The sequence below is a fragment of the Agarivorans sp. JK6 genome, from assembly GCF_045277145.1.
Taxonomy (GTDB): Bacteria; Pseudomonadota; Gammaproteobacteria; order Enterobacterales; family Celerinatantimonadaceae; genus Agarivorans; species Agarivorans albus.
Map to the genome: position 1 here is coordinate 1,009,205 of NZ_CP113525.1, position 17,068 is coordinate 1,026,272.

General features: G+C 45.2%; 16 protein-coding genes. 8 read left to right on the plus strand and 8 right to left on the minus strand.

Going from position 1 to position 17,068, the window contains the following annotated elements:
• Window positions 1-72: 72 nt before the first annotated feature.
• Both OV592_RS04775 and OV592_RS04780 read left to right on the plus strand, forming a co-directional pair.
• The gene (locus tag OV592_RS04775; RefSeq protein WP_220718815.1) at window positions 73-468 is read left to right on the plus strand and encodes a heme-binding protein; all 396 of its coding nucleotides are present in this window, start codon (window positions 73-75) and stop codon (window positions 466-468) included.
• Window positions 469-826: 358 nt separating this feature from the next.
• On the plus strand, window positions 827-3,382 hold the full coding sequence (locus OV592_RS04780; protein ID WP_406610592.1) for a hypothetical protein: 2,556 nt from the start codon (window positions 827-829) through the stop codon (window positions 3,380-3,382).
• A 48-nt stretch (window positions 3,383-3,430) separates the two neighbouring features.
• Here OV592_RS04780 and OV592_RS04785 read toward each other — a convergent pair whose 3' ends face one another.
• Both OV592_RS04785 and OV592_RS04790 read right to left on the minus strand, forming a co-directional pair.
• Window positions 3,431-3,790, minus strand: a complete 360-nt coding sequence (locus tag OV592_RS04785) for a putative membrane protein (protein ID WP_016401351.1) — start codon at window positions 3,788-3,790, stop codon at window positions 3,431-3,433.
• Window positions 3,791-4,039: 249 nt separating this feature from the next.
• Window positions 4,040-5,938 carry a sigma-54-dependent Fis family transcriptional regulator gene (locus tag OV592_RS04790; protein WP_406610593.1) on the minus strand — a complete coding sequence of 633 codons (1,899 nt, stop codon included), beginning with the start codon at window positions 5,936-5,938 and terminating at the stop codon, window positions 4,040-4,042.
• Between the two features lie 294 nt (window positions 5,939-6,232).
• Between OV592_RS04790 and OV592_RS04795 the strand changes: the two genes are divergently transcribed.
• The 6 genes from OV592_RS04795 to OV592_RS04820 all read left to right on the plus strand — a co-directional run bounded on the left by OV592_RS04795 (window position 6,233) and on the right by OV592_RS04820 (window position 12,212).
• The gene (locus OV592_RS04795) at window positions 6,233-7,333 is read left to right on the plus strand and encodes an ABC transporter ATP-binding protein (RefSeq protein ID WP_406610594.1); all 1,101 of its coding nucleotides are present in this window, start codon (window positions 6,233-6,235) and stop codon (window positions 7,331-7,333) included.
• Window positions 7,326-8,429, plus strand: a complete 1,104-nt coding sequence (locus OV592_RS04800; protein ID WP_338624370.1) for an ABC transporter ATP-binding protein — start codon at window positions 7,326-7,328, stop codon at window positions 8,427-8,429. Before OV592_RS04795 ends, OV592_RS04800 begins: the two co-directional genes overlap by 8 nt.
• On the plus strand, window positions 8,422-9,285 hold the full coding sequence (locus tag OV592_RS04805) for a carbohydrate ABC transporter permease (RefSeq protein ID WP_016401347.1): 864 nt from the start codon (window positions 8,422-8,424) through the stop codon (window positions 9,283-9,285). Before OV592_RS04800 ends, OV592_RS04805 begins: the two co-directional genes overlap by 8 nt.
• Window positions 9,286-9,306: 21 nt before the next feature.
• Window positions 9,307-10,107: a carbohydrate ABC transporter permease gene (locus OV592_RS04810; protein ID WP_016401346.1), complete on the plus strand. Its 801-nt coding sequence runs from the start codon at window positions 9,307-9,309 to the stop codon at window positions 10,105-10,107.
• 10 nt (window positions 10,108-10,117) lie between these two features.
• On the plus strand, window positions 10,118-10,390 hold the full coding sequence (locus OV592_RS04815) for a DUF2160 domain-containing protein (protein ID WP_016401345.1): 273 nt from the start codon (window positions 10,118-10,120) through the stop codon (window positions 10,388-10,390).
• Window positions 10,391-10,487: 97 nt separating this feature from the next.
• On the plus strand, window positions 10,488-12,212 hold the full coding sequence (locus OV592_RS04820) for an ABC transporter substrate-binding protein (protein ID WP_016401344.1): 1,725 nt from the start codon (window positions 10,488-10,490) through the stop codon (window positions 12,210-12,212).
• A gap of 228 nt (window positions 12,213-12,440) precedes the next feature.
• Here OV592_RS04820 and OV592_RS04825 read toward each other — a convergent pair whose 3' ends face one another.
• The 6 genes from OV592_RS04825 to OV592_RS04850 form a co-directional block, all read right to left on the minus strand.
• Window positions 12,441-12,764: a low molecular weight protein tyrosine phosphatase family protein gene (locus OV592_RS04825; protein ID WP_406610595.1), complete on the minus strand. Its 324-nt coding sequence runs from the start codon at window positions 12,762-12,764 to the stop codon at window positions 12,441-12,443.
• A 66-nt stretch (window positions 12,765-12,830) separates the two neighbouring features.
• A complete protein-coding gene (locus OV592_RS04830) occupies window positions 12,831-13,202 on the minus strand; it encodes a DUF2750 domain-containing protein (RefSeq protein WP_406610596.1) in 372 nt (123 codons plus the stop codon).
• A 116-nt stretch (window positions 13,203-13,318) separates the two neighbouring features.
• Window positions 13,319-13,687, minus strand: coding sequence for a hypothetical protein (locus tag OV592_RS04835; RefSeq protein WP_406610597.1), 369 nt, complete (start codon window positions 13,685-13,687; stop codon window positions 13,319-13,321).
• A 114-nt stretch (window positions 13,688-13,801) separates the two neighbouring features.
• Window positions 13,802-14,248 carry an SMI1/KNR4 family protein gene (locus OV592_RS04840; RefSeq protein ID WP_406610598.1) on the minus strand — a complete coding sequence of 149 codons (447 nt, stop codon included), beginning with the start codon at window positions 14,246-14,248 and terminating at the stop codon, window positions 13,802-13,804.
• 296 nt (window positions 14,249-14,544) lie between these two features.
• Window positions 14,545-15,792 (minus strand): hypothetical protein, encoded by a 1,248-nt coding sequence (locus tag OV592_RS04845; protein WP_406610599.1) that lies wholly within the window; start codon window positions 15,790-15,792, stop codon window positions 14,545-14,547.
• A 5-nt stretch (window positions 15,793-15,797) separates the two neighbouring features.
• Window positions 15,798-16,937: a hypothetical protein gene (locus OV592_RS04850; protein ID WP_406610600.1), complete on the minus strand. Its 1,140-nt coding sequence runs from the start codon at window positions 16,935-16,937 to the stop codon at window positions 15,798-15,800.
• Window positions 16,938-17,068 lie beyond the last annotated feature (131 nt).

Sequence of the window (17,068 nt, forward strand, 5' to 3'; positions counted from 1 at the left end):
CCTAAGCGTTGGCTTTAAGCACTAATCTTTCTAGACTCTGGAATAACTTAACTATCACTTTTGAGATTATTTATGGATATTACCTTTGAATTCGCCAGTGCCTTAAATGTGCAAGCCTTACGTTTAGCTGACGAAAAACAAGTGAGCATTGCAGTTGCAGTGGTTGATGCTCACGGCGAGTTAGTAAGCTTTTCTCGAATGAACAATGTGGCTTTTCATGCCGCTGTACTAGCCCAGAACAAAGCGTATACCGCAGCGCGTGATCGCCAGCCTACAGCCAACTTAGCAGCATGGGCAAAAGAAACTGGTAAAGACATGGGTTATTGGACGGATCCTCGTTTTACCGGTATTCAGGGTGGTGTGCCGATTTACCAAGATGGAAATGTGATCGGCGCCATTGGTATTAGCGGCATGAGTGAGCAAGACGATGCTGCTCTAGCGCAAGCTGCAATAGATGCTATGGTATAACCAAGATCAAATTTTCATCACTGGCGTAAACCTTTGGTTTGCGCTATTGACTTATCTCTCATATCATCCCTGTTCACCTTAACATTAGTTATTACGCGGTATTAAGCAATCACTAATGATTATCAGTTCATCTGAAAGTTTTTTAGTAAAAACTCCGTCAACTGTTCGGTACGTTTAGAGTGTTTTGTTAATAATTTGTTTTTAGCAAAGTTTGATGTTTGATTCGCTAAATGTTGCTATTGGAGCGGCAAGAGAGCTCTAGTCATATTATTCATGATGGCTTGGTTAGCAATTATTTAACATTGTTGAGTCATAGTTGGCGACAGCATTAGTTATAAAAGGTAAACAGGGAAGTTATATGATTTTTCAAGTCAGTAAGCCTTTGGCACATTGTATTAGAGTTGCTGCGTTAGCTTGCTCGCCACTGTTACTTTTGGCATGTGGAGGTGGTGGAGATGAGCCATCTGCTCAACAGCAAACTCCAGACACGGGGGCTGCTGCTGTGGCACAAGCTATTGTGCTGCGAGCAGGGGAAACAAACCTAGCCGAAGGCGCGACTAGCCAATTGGAATTGGACTTAGTTTACGACAATGGTGTTACTCGAAATCTCACCCCATTCAAGCTTAACTGGCAATGTAACTCTGAAGCAGTAAGCATTAGTGAATCTAGTTATGTGACAGCAAATTCAGAAGGTGAAGCAAACTGCAGCCTTGCTTGGTCGTCATTGAGTTTGGTAGTGGATTTTACGGTTCGCTCTGATGAGATTATTGCTGAAAGCCTTACTATTTCCCCAGTTAGTCCGGTTGCTCTAACGCTTAACGATCAACAAGCTTTAGAAGTTATCGCCAGTTTTAATGACGGCTCTCAACAAGCAGTGAGCAGTGATGCGCAGTGGCTTTGTGATAGCAATGTAGTAAGTATTAATGCCCAGCAACTTACCGCCGAACAAGCAGGACAAGCCACGTGCAGCGTTACTTGGCAAAACCTGAGTGCTGATCTTGAGGTTGTCGTGTCTGCGCCCGCTACCTTAAGCAGTATTAGCATTAACCCTGCTGGACCCATTGATATTCCTTTAGCTTCGAAGCAAAGCTTACAAGTTAACGCTAGCTATAGTGATGGCTCTGTGAAAGCTTCACTAAGCGATGTGCAGTGGGCTTGCGATAGCAGTGTAGTATCAGTAGATGCTCAGCAGCTTCTAGTCACCAATCAGGTTGGCCAAGCCATTTGCACTGCCAGCTGGCAGGGCCAACAAGCAGACATTCAAGTTGAAGTATTGGCGCCAGCTGCCACTAACCACAAACTGTCTCTGGCATCGATAGAACACTTACGCTTTGCCGGGCAAGATTATAGCCGCTTTGCAAGTTGGGTCGACCAAGCGGTTGATGGTAATCCGGGGTATGGATTTTCGCCTACCGATGCGGTTTACATGTATTACCTAACTCAAGATAAAAAATACATTGAGTTAGCAATTGAAGATGTAGAAGAGCAAGTCGTTGCGGCAGAAGCCCTGATTGCTGCAAACGACAAACCAAAAACTTCGTTTGATTCTTATCTTTACGTAGGCGATTTTATCTCTGAGCTGGCTTACGTTTACGACTATGGTTATGACTTGCTTAGCGATAGCCAAAAAACGCGTTGGAAAAACTACGCCGAGCAGGCTATTTGGAATGTGTGGAACCATGCAGATGCACAGTGGGGCGGTAATAGTTTCCCTTGGAGCGGCTGGGCAACCACTAATCCAGGCAACAATTATCACTTCAGTTTCTTAAAAGCCACCATGACTTGGGGTTTAGTGGACGAAAACGAAACTTGGCTTAATCTACTCAGAGATGACAAACTGCCAAAGCTAGTGGAGTATTATGCGCAGTTTGCTGGTGGTGGTAGCCGTGAGGGGACTGGCTATGGAGTAGCTCAGGGTAAGCTATTTGAGCTGTACATCATCTGGCGAGACTCTACCGGGGAAGACCTATCACTTGAGTCTTTGCATACAAAACAAACCATCGATTACTGGATCCACGCTACTACTCCAGACTTAACGCATTTTGCGCCAATTGGCGACCAATCTCGGGTCTCATTCCCGGTACTGTTTGATTATCACGAAAGCTTAATGCAGCGTGCTTCTTCGCTAAATATTGGTAGTGATGCAGCGAAGCGTGGCAGTTGGTGGTTAGCTAATAATTCCGTTGACCCAATGCGTTTTGGCTTCAACCTGCATACTACTTTGTTGCAGCAAGAGCTCAATCAAATAGTGCCAAGTGATTTACTGTATTACTCTTCTAGCGCTGGCCACCTATTTGTTCGATCGTCTTGGGATGCCGATGCAAGCTGGTTATCGGCCGTTGCGGGTATTTACGATGAATCGCATGCTCATCAGGACCAAGGCTCATTCACCTTGTTTAAAAATGAGTTTTTAGCGGTAACCCAAAATATTTGGTCACACAGCGGAATTCATCAACTTAGTGATCAGCACAACATCCTACGTTTTGAAGAGGCTGGAGAAATCATTCCGCAGAAGCGCGGTACCGAGGGCAGTATGACTCATCAGGTTGATGGTGATGTTACTACCATCAATATGGACCTAACCGGTGTGTATCCCGCCTATGATTCAATTACCTCGTGGCAGCGTGAGATTCGATTTAGTGCCGATCAAGTTATGGTCACTGACCAATGTGTTGTAGCCGACACGGTTTCTACTATTTGGCAAATTAACCTGCCGGAAGAGCCGATTGTACAAGCCGACGGTTCTATTATTGCGGGTAACTTAAAAATCACCCCAATAGCGCCTGCAACACCAAGTATTAGTATCATTAACTGGAATGACATTGATGCGGTTGAATACAAGGAAGACCGTTATAGGTTAGATCTAGAGGGTGGCACTTGTAACTATCAAGTGCAATTGGATGTATTAAACTAGAGTTGTGAACAGATTTAAAAGGGAGCCTTGTGCTCCCTTTTTTGTATGTTAGTAGTACGACTTGTTAGAGGTTATCTTCGCTAGGCCTTTAATGATTCGGTAGATTGACCAAATCCAAACACCTAACAGTACAAAATACCCTATGATTACAAATGCTAATACAAAGCCAATAATCGACAGGCCAAAACCCCACCAAAAGGTTTTAATAATATTTGAGTAGTGATCCTCAAACAGGGTACCTGCTGCATCCGCTTTTTTCACCATGGCCCAAATAGCGCCCACGATCCAAAACAGACCGGTAAACAAACCTAGAATCATTAAACCATAGCCTATTAATGCGCTGGTTTTAGCGGCTTCATCGCTAGCAGATAGAGGTGCTTCGGTGACTGCATTTTGCATTTCTGACATTATTTACTCCTTAAATTGTCAGTGAGTTTAGAACTGGTTAAATTGCCAAAGGCTTAGCGGGTATTTGAAAGTGCGAGATTGCTTGTTCCCGATTTACTGAATACCTCTAAAGAGGTGAATATGACATAGAGAAAAGTGGAAAGCTTTAGCAGACAAGCTAGTTTTGCGTTAAATAATATTAATATAATCTTTTATATATTAATGCTTTAGCTAAAATATGGTGAGAGCGGCACTCTCAGGAGGTATGCGCTATTTGTAACCCGATTCTCGTAAACGCTTGTAAACCGTATTGCGACTGATACCAAGCTGTTGAGCTGTCTTGGATATATTGCAAGAAAGTGACTGATAAACCGCGACTATGTCATCACTATTTGGCGGTTTAACTTGTTCTGGCCCAGAGCTAGTTTGCGAAGAGCTTGGAGTAAACTGTTCTACGTTAGTGACTTGGCCATCAAGGTCGGCAAAAAAGTCGTCGGGTAGATGTTGTAAATCGATGGCTTGGTTATCCGACATCGCTTGGGCGATTTGAATAACACTTACTAGCTGGCGAATGTTGCCAGGCCAAGGGTGCTGGCAAAAGCTATGCATTGCACGCTCTGTAATTAAGGCGTCTTGCGGTGTTTCTGCATAGTAATTTAGCAAAAACTGGATCAGGTGTTGTCGGTCACTCCGGTGACGAAGCGCCGGTAGCTCAATGTTTAAACCGCTCACGCGGTAGTATAAATCTTGGCGAAAACTGCCTGCTTCTACATCATCTTTTAAGTTTCGGTTAGTCGCTGAAACTAGCTTAAAATCTACCGGGTAAGACTCGGTACTGCCCAAGGGGTTTACTCTGCGCTCCTGCAATACTCTTAATAAGCGCGCCTGTACATTTAGGGGCATATCGCCAATTTCATCTAAAAAGAGGGTGCCTTTATCTGCTTTGCGGATCAGCCCTATATAACCTTTGTTGCTAGAGCCAGTAAACGCGCCTTTTTCATAACCAAACAGTTCCGATTCCACCAACTCTTGGGGAATCGCCGCACAGTTTACCGTTACCATATTTTGTTTGCTGCGTTGGCTTGAGTGGTGCAGCGCTTTTACAAACACCTCTTTTCCTACCCCTGTTTCTCCGCGGATCAAAATGGGGATCTCTTTATCTACAATGCGTTTGCTTTGTGCCACGGCCTTAGCCATTACCGGGTCACCTAAATTAAGGTCGTCGAGCAAAAATGCTTGTTTATCAGAAATGTGTTGCGCCTTGTTCTGCTCGGGCTTAAGCAAGGTTCTAAAATCTAATACTCGTGGTTTTGCTTGCTTAGGTTTATGTAAAACCCCATGCACCCTAAACTGCTGACGTGTAATCAGCGGAACTTGAAAGCTCTCAGGCTGGTTAATCAATTGGTTAACGCTTACTTCAAATAGCTCGCTTATATTCACTAACTTCAAGTGGGTGGCTAGCACTAATTCTGCACGGCGATTGGCCGAAATCACTAAGCCAGTTTCATCAAATACAATCAGTGCCGACCACTGGCTATCGATGTTTTCGGGGCTAGTATTAAAACGCAGCAAAAAGTGCTCGCTATTGAAGTGGGAAATAATCAGTTGATTTTCAACCGCTTGCGACATTATCTTAACCATGCCTAGGGTATGAGACTCCGGCAGGTAAGTATCGCTAGAGATATCAATCACCCCCACCATCTCTCTATCAACCCCATAAATGGGCGCTGCAGAACCGGTCATAAAACGGTTGGCCACTAAAAAGTGCTCGTCATGATGAATTTGCACAACACTGCCAGTTTTTAAGGCGGTGCCAATGGCGTTGGTGCCTAGCACTGGCTCTTGCCAGCCAGTGCCTGGTGAAAAGATTTCTTGATGCTGCTGTTTAAAGCGTTGCTCCCCCCAACTTTTTAATACATAGCCTTGATGGTCTGCCAGCATAACTTGGCTATTGCTGTTGCTTAGCAAGTTCTCGTAATACGGCAGTACTTGATGGTGGGTTGTCTCAAGTAATTGATGATGCTGTTCCAATAGGCACGACAAATCCCCCGCAGATTTATGCACTACGTTTGGCTCACTATGATGGGTTAAGCCAGATTCTCGACAGCGCTGCCAAGAACTCTTAATTAGGGCTTCATGCTCTATATACCACTGTGATTTCTCGCTCATCTCAATCCTTAAATCAGCATCACATTGTTTAGCAGTGAACAGTGTTAGGCAGGCACTTTCGCATACGAACATTAATTGGTCAAAATCGATTAACAAAATGTTCACATTGATCACACTAAATGAACATGTTTTTATTAAAGTAAATGCTGCTGTGTTTATTAAGTTTAATTAAAACAATGGGTTAGGATTTATTGGTGAGCTTGGCATAACTCTGGCAATAAGCTTCGTAGATTTGCGAATTTGAACAGAGTGCGAACATTGTTCAGCACAGAACAATAAGGAGAGCCCCCGCCCATGTCACTGACATTGGAAAACGTAACAAGGATGGTCGATGGCCAGTATTACATTAACCAAGCCAATCTCAGTTTTGAGCCCGGCTCGTTTAACGTATTACTGGGCCGCACCTTATCAGGCAAAACCAGTTTAATGCGGCTAATGGCCGGATTAGATAAACCTAATACAGGCCGAGTGTTAATGAATGGCCTAGATGTTACCGGCGTATCTGTACAAGAGCGCAATGTATCGATGGTCTATCAGCAGTTTATTAACTACCCCAATATGAGCGTTTACGACAACATTGCCTCGCCTTTACGCTTAGCTAATGAGTCGGAAACCACCATTAAGAAGCGGGTAATGGAAACGGCCGAAATGCTGCGTATTACGCCATTTTTGTCTCGCTTGCCTTTAGAGCTCTCTGGTGGACAGCAGCAACGTACCGCCATGGCGCGGGCCTTAATTAAAGATGCAGACATCATTTTATTTGATGAGCCCTTGGTGAACTTAGATTACAAGTTACGCGAAGAGTTGCGCCAGGAAATGCGTGAGTTATTTGCGCAGCGCAATACCATTGCGGTGTATGCCACCACCGAACCTAACGAAGCGCTAGCATTAGGCGGCACTACCACTATCTTGCACGAAGGCAGGGTGATTCAAAGCGGCCCAACCGCCGATACCTACCATTCGCCTTGCAATGTTACCGCAGCTGCTTTGTTTAACGAGCCGCCGATTAACCTTATTGCTGGCAAAATGAGCGCTACCGAAGTGACCTTTGATGACAAAGTGCACTTCCCGCTTAATGCTGACTTAAAAGCTTTGGGAGAAGGGAACTACCAGTTTGGTATTCGCCCTAGCCATTTAAGTTTACTGCCCAAAAATGATGACGATTTAGAGATTTCGGTTCAAGTTGAGCTAGCAGAAATCTCCGGCTCCGAAACCTTTTTGCACGTACGTAACGAGCACTTCCAATTAGTGCTGCATCTCTCTGGCGTTCATTCCTACCACGTTGACGAAAAAATAAAAATTTATGTGCCAACCCATAAGTTGCATGTATTTGACCATGCCGGTGAGCTTATTCAAGCGTCAAGCCGTCGTATAGAGGATCATTATCATGGCTGAGATCCAACTTAAGTCTTTAGCGCATTGTTACGACAAGCAGGCCGAACAACCCCAATATGCGATTCGCGAAATGAACCATGTTTGGCAAAAGGGCGGTGCATACGCCTTGCTGGGTCCATCTGGTTGCGGCAAGTCCACCTTATTAAACATTATCTCAGGCTTGCTAGAACCTTCAGACGGAGAGGTCTTGTTTGATGGCGTAAGAGTAAACGACATTCCGCCGCAAGAGCGCAACATTGCCCAAGTGTTCCAGTTTCCGGTGGTGTACGACACCATGACGGTGTTCGATAACTTGGCCTTTCCATTACGCAACATGGGCGCTAGTAAAGCCAAGGTGCAGTCTAAAGTGGGCGAAATTGCCGAGATCCTCGATCTCACCGCGGTACTCAATAAAAAGGCCGCCAACTTAAGCGCCGACGAAAAACAAAAAGTCTCGATGGGTCGTGGCTTAGTGCGTGACGACGTATCGGCCATTTTGTTTGATGAGCCACTTACGGTTATCGACCCCCACCTTAAATGGAAGCTGCGCCGCAAGCTCAAGCAAATTCATGAGCAGTTTAATATCACCATGGTGTACGTCACTCACGATCAGCTAGAGGCTTCTACTTTTGCCGACAAAATAGCGGTGATGTACAACGGCCAAGTGGTGCAGTTTGGCACCCCTCGAGAACTGTTCGAGCAGCCTAATCATACCTTTGTGGGCTACTTTATTGGCAGCCCAGGCATGAACTTAATGGAAGTAGAACGCTGTGAGCAGGGCGTATGTTTTGGTGAGCAAAGTATCGCTTTAAATGAACACGAGCTAAACGCGGTTAATGCTAGCCAATCCACCAACTTAAAAGTGGGTATTCGCCCGGAGTTTGTGCATGTATGGGATAAACCCAATGGCGATGCCTACCAAGCCGAGGTGCTGTTTGTTGAAGACCTAGGCACCTACAAAATCCTAAGTTTAAAACTGGGTGAGCAGGTGATTAAAGCGCGCCTGCAAGAAGACCAAAAAGTCCCTCATCAAACCGCCTATATCAGTTTTCCCGAGCAATGGTTGATGCTCTATATCGACGAATACTTGATCGCCAAGGAAGCACATCATGATTAAACCCTATACCAATAAAGCGTGGTACTTGGTACTGCCCGTGTTTGCGCTGGTGGCCTTTAGCGCCATTGTGCCCTTAATGACCGTGGTGAACTATTCAATACAGGATATTTTTGATGCCAATACCCGTTACTTTGTGGGCACCGAATGGTATCGCGAAATCCTTAACGATACCCGTTTGCACGACTCCTTAATTCGCCAATTTATCTTCTCTGGTTCGGTGTTATTAATCGAAATTCCCTTAGGTATTTTGGTGGCCTTAATGATGCCCTCCCGTGGCCCAGGCTCTGTGGTGTGTTTACTGGTATTGGCTTTGCCGCTGCTAGTACCACTAAATGTAGTGGGTACTATTTGGCAAATTTTTGGTCGCGCCGATATTGGCCTATTTGGTTGGGCACTTAATAGCCTCGGCATCGATTACAACTATGCCGCCAACCCTATGGATGCGTGGTTTACCGTATTGCTGATGGATGTATGGCATTGGACATCGCTGGTTGCCTTGCTGTGTTATTCCGGCTTACGGGCTATTCCCGATGCCTATTATCAAGCAGCGCGAATAGACCGCGCTTCTAACTGGGCTGTATTTCGTTTTATCCAGCTTCCCAAGCTTAAAAACGTATTGCTAATTGGCGTACTGCTGCGCTTTATGGACAGCTTCATGATTTACACCGAGCCCTTTGTGCTTACTGGCGGCGGGCCGGGTAACTCCACCACCTTCCTCAGCCAAACCCTCACTAAAATGGCGGTAGGCCAATTTGATATTGGACCAGCAGGGGCGTTCTCGATCATTTATTTCTTAATCATTTTGTTAGTCAGCTGGCTGTTTTACACCGCTATGACTCATAACGACAGCAAGTAAGTACTGCGAAAGGATGCAATTATGAATATGAAAAAAACACTAGGGATGAGTGCCTATATCTTGTTCCTGCTGTTACCGATTTATTGGCTGGTGATTATGTCGTTTAAGAGTAATCAAGAAATACTCGGTGGGCTTAGTTTTTGGCCAGAGCATTTTACCTTTGCCAACTATGCCACCATTTTTAGCGACGCCAGCTGGTACATGGGTTATGTGAACTCGATTTACTACGTATCACTCAATATGGTGATTACCTTGGCGGTTGCGCTACCGGCTGCTTATGCCTTTTCGCGCTTTCGTTTTATTGGCGACAAACACCTGTTCTTTTGGTTGCTCACTAACCGAATGGCACCGCCAGCAGTATTTTTGCTGCCGTTTTTCCAACTTTACTCATCGGTAGGTTTGTTTGATACCCACATTGCTGTGGCCCTAGCGCATTGTTTGTTTAACGTGCCGTTAGCGGTGTGGATCCTCGAAGGCTTTATGTCGGGCGTGCCACGCGAAATAGACGAAACCGCCTACATCGACGGTTACAGCTTTCCACGCTTCTTCGCCAAGATTTTTATTCCGCTTATTCGCTCTGGCATTGGGGTAACCGCCTTCTTCTGCTTCATGTTCAGTTGGGTAGAGCTGCTGTTAGCTAGAACCTTAACTTCGGTAGACGCCAAACCGATTGCCGCAGTAATGACCAGAACAGTGAGTGCCTCGGGCATCGATTGGGGCGTATTAGCGGCAGCGGGTGTGCTCACTATTTTGCCGGGCGTATTAGTAATTTGGTTTGTTAGAAACCACGTAGCCAAGGGCTTTGCCCTCGGACGGGTATAGGAGAAACAACATGAACTGGATGGCATGGACAACTCCATCAGCATTATTTTTTACCGGCATCGCCTGCATTTTGTTTGTGATGACCTGTTGGGAGCTAAAAAGCCCCTGCGTGGCACGAAAAGGTTTTTTACCGATAGCTACTACCCGTGGCGATCGATTGTTTATTGGCTTGTTAAGCAGTGCGTTTATTCATCTTGGCTTTATCGGGATGACCGAACTCAGCATTTGGCTGCCCTTTGCGGTAGCTGTGGTGTGGCTGTTTATCGTAATGAGATGGGGGTAAGCAACACAAAACTCGAGAGCAAAAATGGATGTGCAAAGGCATCAAGAGGTGCCTCAAAAAACAACATGCACTTTAAAAAAACAAAAGGAATGAAGAAATGCCCTACAACAAAAAATCAGTGTTTAAGCTAGCTCGCCTTAGTGTAGCAATGGTCATTGCCGGATGTAGTAGCTTAGCCTTAGCAGATCAATACAGTGATGCCGCTAAACAATGGGTGGGAGAAGAATTCACGCCTTCTACCTTGAGCCAGCAGCAGCAAATGGATGAGATGGCATGGTTTACAGAAGCGGCAAAACCATTTCGTGGTATGGAAATTAATGTAGCCTCAGAAACCATTACCACCCATGAATATGAAAGTAAGACCTTAGCCAAGGCATTTTTTGAGATAACCGGTATTAAGGTTAATCATGATTTGATCCAAGAAGGCGATGTAGTAGAAAAACTGCAAACGCAAATGCAGTCGGGTCGTAATATTTATGATGCCTACGTAAACGATTCAGACTTAATTGGTACTCACTTTCGCTACGGCAAAGTAGTACCCATTAGTGACTTTATAAAAGGCGAGGGTAAAGACGTAACCCTGCCAACCTTAGATCTAGAAGATTTTATTGGTTTAAGTTTTACCACCGGGCCAGATGGAAAAATCTACCAGCTGCCAGACCAACAGTTTGCTAATTTATATTGGTTCCGCGCCGACTGGTTTGAACGCGCCGATCTAAAAGAGAAATTTAAAGCCGAATACGGTTACGAGTTAGGTGTGCCGCTAAACTGGTCTGCCTATGAAGACATCGCCGAATTCTTCTCAGAAAAAGTAAAAACCATTGATGGCGAGCGCGTATACGGCCACATGGATTACGGCAAAAAAGATCCATCACTAGGTTGGCGCTTTACCGATGCGTGGTTATCTATGGCGGGTGCGGGCGACAAAGGCATTCCTAACGGTGTGCCGGTCGATGAATGGGGCATTCGGGTAGAAGGCTGTAACCCTGTTGGCTCAAGCGTAGAACGTGGTGGTGCCACCAATGGCCCAGCGGCCGTTTATGCCACCGCTAAATATGTAGAATGGCTTAAAAAATACGCGCCACCAGAAGCCCCAGGCATGACCTTTGGCGAAGCTGGTCCAGTACCTGCGCAAGGCAGCGTAGCCCAACAAATCTTCTGGTATACCGCCTTTACCGCAGATATGACCAAACCTGGATTACCGGTAGTGAATGAAGATGGCACGCCAAAATGGCGCATGGCTCCTTCGCCGCGCGGCCCATACTGGGAAGAGGGCATGAAGCTGGGTTATCAAGATACTGGTTCGTGGACGTTCTTAAACTCTACCCCGCTAGACAGACGCCAAGCTGCTTGGTTATATGCCCAGTTTGTGGTGTCAAAATCAGTATCGCTTAAGAAAACCTTGGTGGGCTTAACGCCTATTCGAGAGTCGGATATTAACTCGCAAGCCATGACCGATGCTGCACCTAAGCTCGGTGGTTTGGTCGAGTTTTACCGCAGTGATGCGCGGGTACAATGGACACCAACCGGTACCAACGTGCCAGACTATCCAAAACTGGCGCAGCTTTGGTGGCAATACGTGGCAGAAGCCGCCAGTGGTGAGAAAACCCCACAACAAGCAATGGACGGCCTAGCCGCGGCGCAAGACAAAGTGTTAACACGCTTAGAGCGCAGTGGCGCGCAAGGCGAGTGTGGTCCTAAGCTTAATCCTAAGCAAGACGCCTCTTACTGGCTAAACCAACCTGGCTCACCTAAAGCCAAGTTAGCCAACGAGAAGCCACAAGGTAAAACCATCGCTTATAAAGACTTAATCGCTCAATAAGCAAATCAGTAAATCAAAATACCCAGCCTTGGCTGGGTATTTTTGTTAGTGATTGGGTTCGAATAGTAAGTAGCTTGTTTTGGAAAGAAGAGCATAGATAGGGAAGCAAGGGTATTTAAAGTGACTCTGACCGCTTTTATTTCGGAGGTTGCTTTGTGATAAAATGAGCGAAGCGAATCACAAGGCAACTAGAGTGTTTGGCTTCGGTTTATGCGGCTTGTTATGTGTTTACCCAATATATGCCGGAACTTTTGATTTCAGTATATCGATTAATGTCTGGTCCATATATTCATAATCATCTGGAATCCCCAAAGATATTACCGGCTGCCCATTGATGGCGTTGCCAAATTTCTTGGATAGCTTCTTCTTGTGGGCGTTTTCCATTACAAAAATATAATCAGCCCACTCGATGTCTTCTAAGGCCACGTGTACTTCAGCATCGTTGCTGATTCCAGCGGAATATACATCCCATCCCTCTACTTCGCAAAAGATAGCCTCTGCCGTCGGGCTTCGAAGCTTATTCTTGCTACATAGGAACAAAATTTTTGGCACAAGCTCTCCAGCTAGTTAGACACATAACGTTTGGAGCAGTTGCGCGGGCTTTTTCGCGTCGACTGCCTACCATTGTAATGTGTTTTGATGTCGTTGGTGATTAACATTAGCTAAAACATCATTTGGTTCGAGATCATACCCTGTAGCTCTAGCGCCGCTCCAGTTAACTCCGATAAGCAAGCCATGCTCTTGTAAGTCAGGTGCCCATTTAGTTTCAAAGTCTTCCCAAGAGACTTCCTGTGGCTCAAACTTGGAATAGGCAGGAACATTCTTAATGATCTTCTCAACTCTAGATAAACTAGACCAAAAAGGCATTGCTCTTTTTCCGGAAGATGTTTTCGGCGCTGGATTGCCTCCATCGTCTTTACATGTCCAAAGCTTACCGCTTTTACTTACATCCTTATAAAAGGCTGCTGCTTGAGAGGCAGGCTGCCCCATTATTTTTCCTTATACACATAACGCCTTGCTAATGGGCGTAAAATGCTTGGCTAAAATTAGCGACGAAGGAGCGCAAGCCAAGCGTTTTACGTCCTTTTGAGCAACTTGTTAAGTTGCTATTTCACTGTTTGTACGTGAGTTATACCATTTGTTTTTACCAAGGTTGATTCTACTGCACAAAGTGAGTTGTCAGCGGAATAAAAAATAAACTTAAGCTTTAACTCACTAATAAAATCCAAACTCATTTCTCTTTTGCTAAGGATAATGGCAAATTTATCTTTAAGCGCACCGATAGCTAGCTTTAAAGGTTTGTACTCTCTCAGCTCTGAGGGATAAGACTCCTTAGCCATTAAATCAATTGTTGCTTCGGTTATACCTGCTTCTCTGCACATTTCACCTAAATGAGGATGTAAAAAGCTTAACCCGCTTTGTGCATGGTGCGCGATATCATAAGCGACACCTTTTAGAGGTTTGAGAGATGCCATACTTTCCTTAGCAACTTAACGCCTCATTAAGCGGCGCAAAATTGCTGGCTATACTTAGCGACGGAGGAGCAAAGCCAGCGTTTTTGCGTCCGTTTAAATGACTTGTTAAATTGATTATTCGCCAACACACAAGTTACCTAAAAACTCATTTAGTGACTTAGCTAGTAGAGTCATGTTGTATTCCCATGGCTCTCCATCATAGTTTGCTTCTTCATGATCCCAATGATAGATGTAACCATATTCATGCGCTTTCAATGAAATACAAAATGCATCTCCGCCAGGGCTATCAGCGAAAGGTAAATATTCTTGTGGAATCATCCCGACATGCTCTGCGACTTGTCTCACTAAGTCCTCATGTTTCGATTCATCTAAAACAGCATAGAAGTAACCTACAAAATCAACGTGCTCATCATTATGGCGCACTCCATCTAAGCTAGGACGGCCACCATTATTCTCTAATAAAAATGACTTATATTCCGTAGGTAATTCAAAACCAATTTTACTCTCCACGATCTTTAGGTCGTCAGAAGTTATTGGATTGTGGCTATCTAGTAATATCACGATACTTCCATATCAATTTAACAGTTTATTAATAGGAAAATTTCCTTGTTTAAACACGGAATTTTTCCTCTTTTCACGCATTTGATAAATCCAGACTACCACCTTTCCTAAACTACATCAGCCATCTAGCTCTAAAGGTAATAAAAATATCAGCACGAAAGGCGGAATGCATTTGGGGAAAGAAGGAAAAGCAATTTACATGTGTAAAATCACAGTACTTTTGGGGTCTGAGCTTACTAAAGCTAAGAGTAAGCAGGAGTATGGTTACTGCTTAGTGCCGCCGAAGCTGTATGCGTTTAATCAAAAACACTGCCAATATTGGCGCTAGAGATAAACCGGGGGTTTTGCTTTAAGCGTTGATGCAAGCGCTCTAGTTGGATAGCGTCACTGTATTTGGGAAATACGTTTACGTCGGCCAGTTGATGGTGGGCTATTTTCTTTTGTCGCCACTTGCTGCAAACAGAATGCAATATCAGGCGGTCGGTTTCGCGTGCAAAGGCTTTGGCGCGATAACGCCAAATTATCTTACGTAGTACTTGGCTTAATTGGCGGTTGTGCTGCTTTATCGCCAGTTGGTAGAGGTATTCGTAAAATGAGAGGTCTTCGTCGCTTTTGGGGCTGAGTTTGCTTAGTGCAGAAAACTCGACTTCTTGGGAGAACTGAAAGTGGGAAATGTTATTGAGCTGCAGAGCCATGTAGGTGCGGTGGCATTTGGAGCAGCGCCCACAGTTGCTGCTTGGGTCTTCCCAGCATACCCATAGATTGTCTAAGGCTTCTGGGTAGTGTTTGATGAGCGCTATTTTGGCGGCTCGATCGGCTTCTAAACCAAGGTGTGAAATTTGGCAGGACTCGCTAGACCATAAGGGATCTAACAACGGGTGGCTGTTAGAAGGGTTAATCGCATCGTAGGTAACTGCCCCACTAATTGCCATGCTTTTGGGGTTTAGCAGCAAGCTAACACTGGCTAAGGATGCGCCAAAGTTGGCAAAGCGGGCTAGGCCTGTCCAACCGGTAAACTCTTTTAAGTTACTTTCTACGCAAATTAGCCTTTTGTTAAACAGCTTGGCGGTTTTTTGGCAGCGGGCGACTAGCTGTTGCCAGGCTGGCTGGGGCATGGAGAAGTCGAAGCCATTAATAAGCACTAAATTGTCTAACTGCTCTTGGTGTTTAATTAGATTATAGGTGCCATCTACTCCGCCAGAGTAAAAGGCGCTGTGGCCTAATTGGCTAGCTGATGGCTTAAAGGTTTGGGTATTAGCGTTTACTTTAATGCGCTTAAAAATGGGGTTCCAAGCGTGCATCATGGTTTGAATAAGCGGCAGTTTTTCTAACAAGCTTGCCGATACGTAATACCGGCGGTCGATCTCGATGTCTTCGCCCATGAACATCGCTGGAATGAGCGCGGAGCATAAAAATGGGCTAGCGTCGTTACAGGCTATTAAGCACTCACTGCTGGTTTTAAACCACAAGGGAAAAGGGCCCAGCATGGCCGATATTTTGTGGTAATTGTTATGTTTTTCTAAGTTGAGCTGGTGAATTTTCATCGATTTTAATGCCGCACGAATAATTGTTTTAGCTTGTGGGCGTAGCCATGCAGGATAAGTTCGTCGGCTTGTTTGATTAAAGCGCGCATATCAAAATCATGTTTGATGTGTTGTAGCGCTTCGATCATCACTGTGTCGTTTACCGCGATGGCTTGGTCGAGGTTTTCTTCAAGAAACTGTACATCGTGAATGTTATAAAGCTTTTGTTCCCGTAGTTTATGTTTTACTAATTGGTCGCTAAGCGGGGGAAAAGAGTCGGTCTTTATACCTAATAAACGCAGGCTGCTCATGGTGCGAAGGCACTTTTCACATTCTCCGCAGTTGTAGCCATGGTCGTGCCAGCAAACCCTTAAAATTTTTAAAAAGTCTTGGTCTTTAGTGAGTTGTTTAAGTTTGTCGATACGCCTTACCTCGGCGCCATGATGGACAATTTGGGTGTGGTGATTACTCCATAAATGGTCGGTAATGTAGTTAGAGCCTTCGGGAACATTGTTTTGGTAGGTTAAGCCAGCGGCAATAAAACTCTTCTTTACCCCCAAGGCGAGCGCAATGCTGGACAGGCCGCCACCAAAACATACGCCCCATTTTAGTTGGTTGTGGTAACCCAAAAACCTAACGTTCGTTTCGATTGGATAAAGTAGCTTGTGGTGTTTTTCCAAATACTGTTGATTGCACGCAAAGGCCTGTTGGTAAAGCTCGCCGCTAGACAGCTGCATATCAATGCCTTTGGCAAATAGAAGGTAATCGATGTCTTGCTGGTTTTGTTGGTAAGTATGGTAACCGTCGACCCCTCCAGAGAAAAACGACACTTTATCATTGCAAGGAAACGGCTCTTCCTTAGCGGTGCCGCCCTTTATCTTAATATGGTGCATGTTGTGGCCAAGGTAGTCTTGCCAATAAGCAAAAATGTCCTGCAGCTGTTCGAGGTTGCGTAGCAAGGTAGGGGAGTAGGTTGCGCTGTCTTCTAGCTGCAAGTCTTGGCTTTTTGCCATGCAAATCAGTAAACAAGCGGCAATAAATGGGTCGGCACTTAAGCGAGGCTGTAGCGGGGCGGGGAACTTGTACCATAAGTCGAAGCCAGCGCAATCGGCCCGAAGAATAGCGTGGTCGGGTTGCTGCTCAATGCGGATTTGGGAAATCTTCATAAAGCCTCCTTGCTGACTAGGGTCTGTGGATCTTTCGAGCTGATGTTTGCAGCAGTTTGTGGCTTATTTATTCAGCCAGACGCTTTGATGTATAGCTAAGCTACATGAGTAGCCGATAACGCAGTAGAAAC

Excerpts from the sequence above, each read along its gene's own strand:
- OV592_RS04775 (WP_220718815.1), top strand. The coding sequence starts at position 73 with ATGGATATTACCTTTGAATTCGCCAGTGCCTTAAATGTGCAAGCCTTA.
- OV592_RS04780 (WP_406610592.1), top strand. The coding sequence starts at position 827 with ATGATTTTTCAAGTCAGTAAGCCTTTGGCACATTGTATTAGAGTTGCT.
- OV592_RS04785 (WP_016401351.1), bottom strand. The coding sequence starts at position 3,790 with ATGTCAGAAATGCAAAATGCAGTCACCGAAGCACCTCTATCTGCTAGC.
- OV592_RS04790 (WP_406610593.1), bottom strand. The coding sequence starts at position 5,938 with ATGAGCGAGAAATCACAGTGGTATATAGAGCATGAAGCCCTAATTAAG.
- OV592_RS04795 (WP_406610594.1), top strand. The coding sequence starts at position 6,233 with ATGTCACTGACATTGGAAAACGTAACAAGGATGGTCGATGGCCAGTAT.
- OV592_RS04800 (WP_338624370.1), top strand. The coding sequence starts at position 7,326 with ATGGCTGAGATCCAACTTAAGTCTTTAGCGCATTGTTACGACAAGCAG.
- OV592_RS04805 (WP_016401347.1), top strand. The coding sequence starts at position 8,422 with ATGATTAAACCCTATACCAATAAAGCGTGGTACTTGGTACTGCCCGTG.
- OV592_RS04810 (WP_016401346.1), top strand. The coding sequence starts at position 9,307 with ATGAATATGAAAAAAACACTAGGGATGAGTGCCTATATCTTGTTCCTG.
- OV592_RS04815 (WP_016401345.1), top strand. The coding sequence starts at position 10,118 with ATGAACTGGATGGCATGGACAACTCCATCAGCATTATTTTTTACCGGC.
- OV592_RS04820 (WP_016401344.1), top strand. The coding sequence starts at position 10,488 with ATGCCCTACAACAAAAAATCAGTGTTTAAGCTAGCTCGCCTTAGTGTA.
- OV592_RS04830 (WP_406610596.1), bottom strand. The coding sequence starts at position 13,202 with ATGGGGCAGCCTGCCTCTCAAGCAGCAGCCTTTTATAAGGATGTAAGT.
- OV592_RS04835 (WP_406610597.1), bottom strand. The coding sequence starts at position 13,687 with ATGGCATCTCTCAAACCTCTAAAAGGTGTCGCTTATGATATCGCGCAC.
- OV592_RS04845 (WP_406610599.1), bottom strand. The coding sequence starts at position 15,792 with ATGAAAATTCACCAGCTCAACTTAGAAAAACATAACAATTACCACAAA.
- OV592_RS04850 (WP_406610600.1), bottom strand. The coding sequence starts at position 16,937 with ATGAAGATTTCCCAAATCCGCATTGAGCAGCAACCCGACCACGCTATT.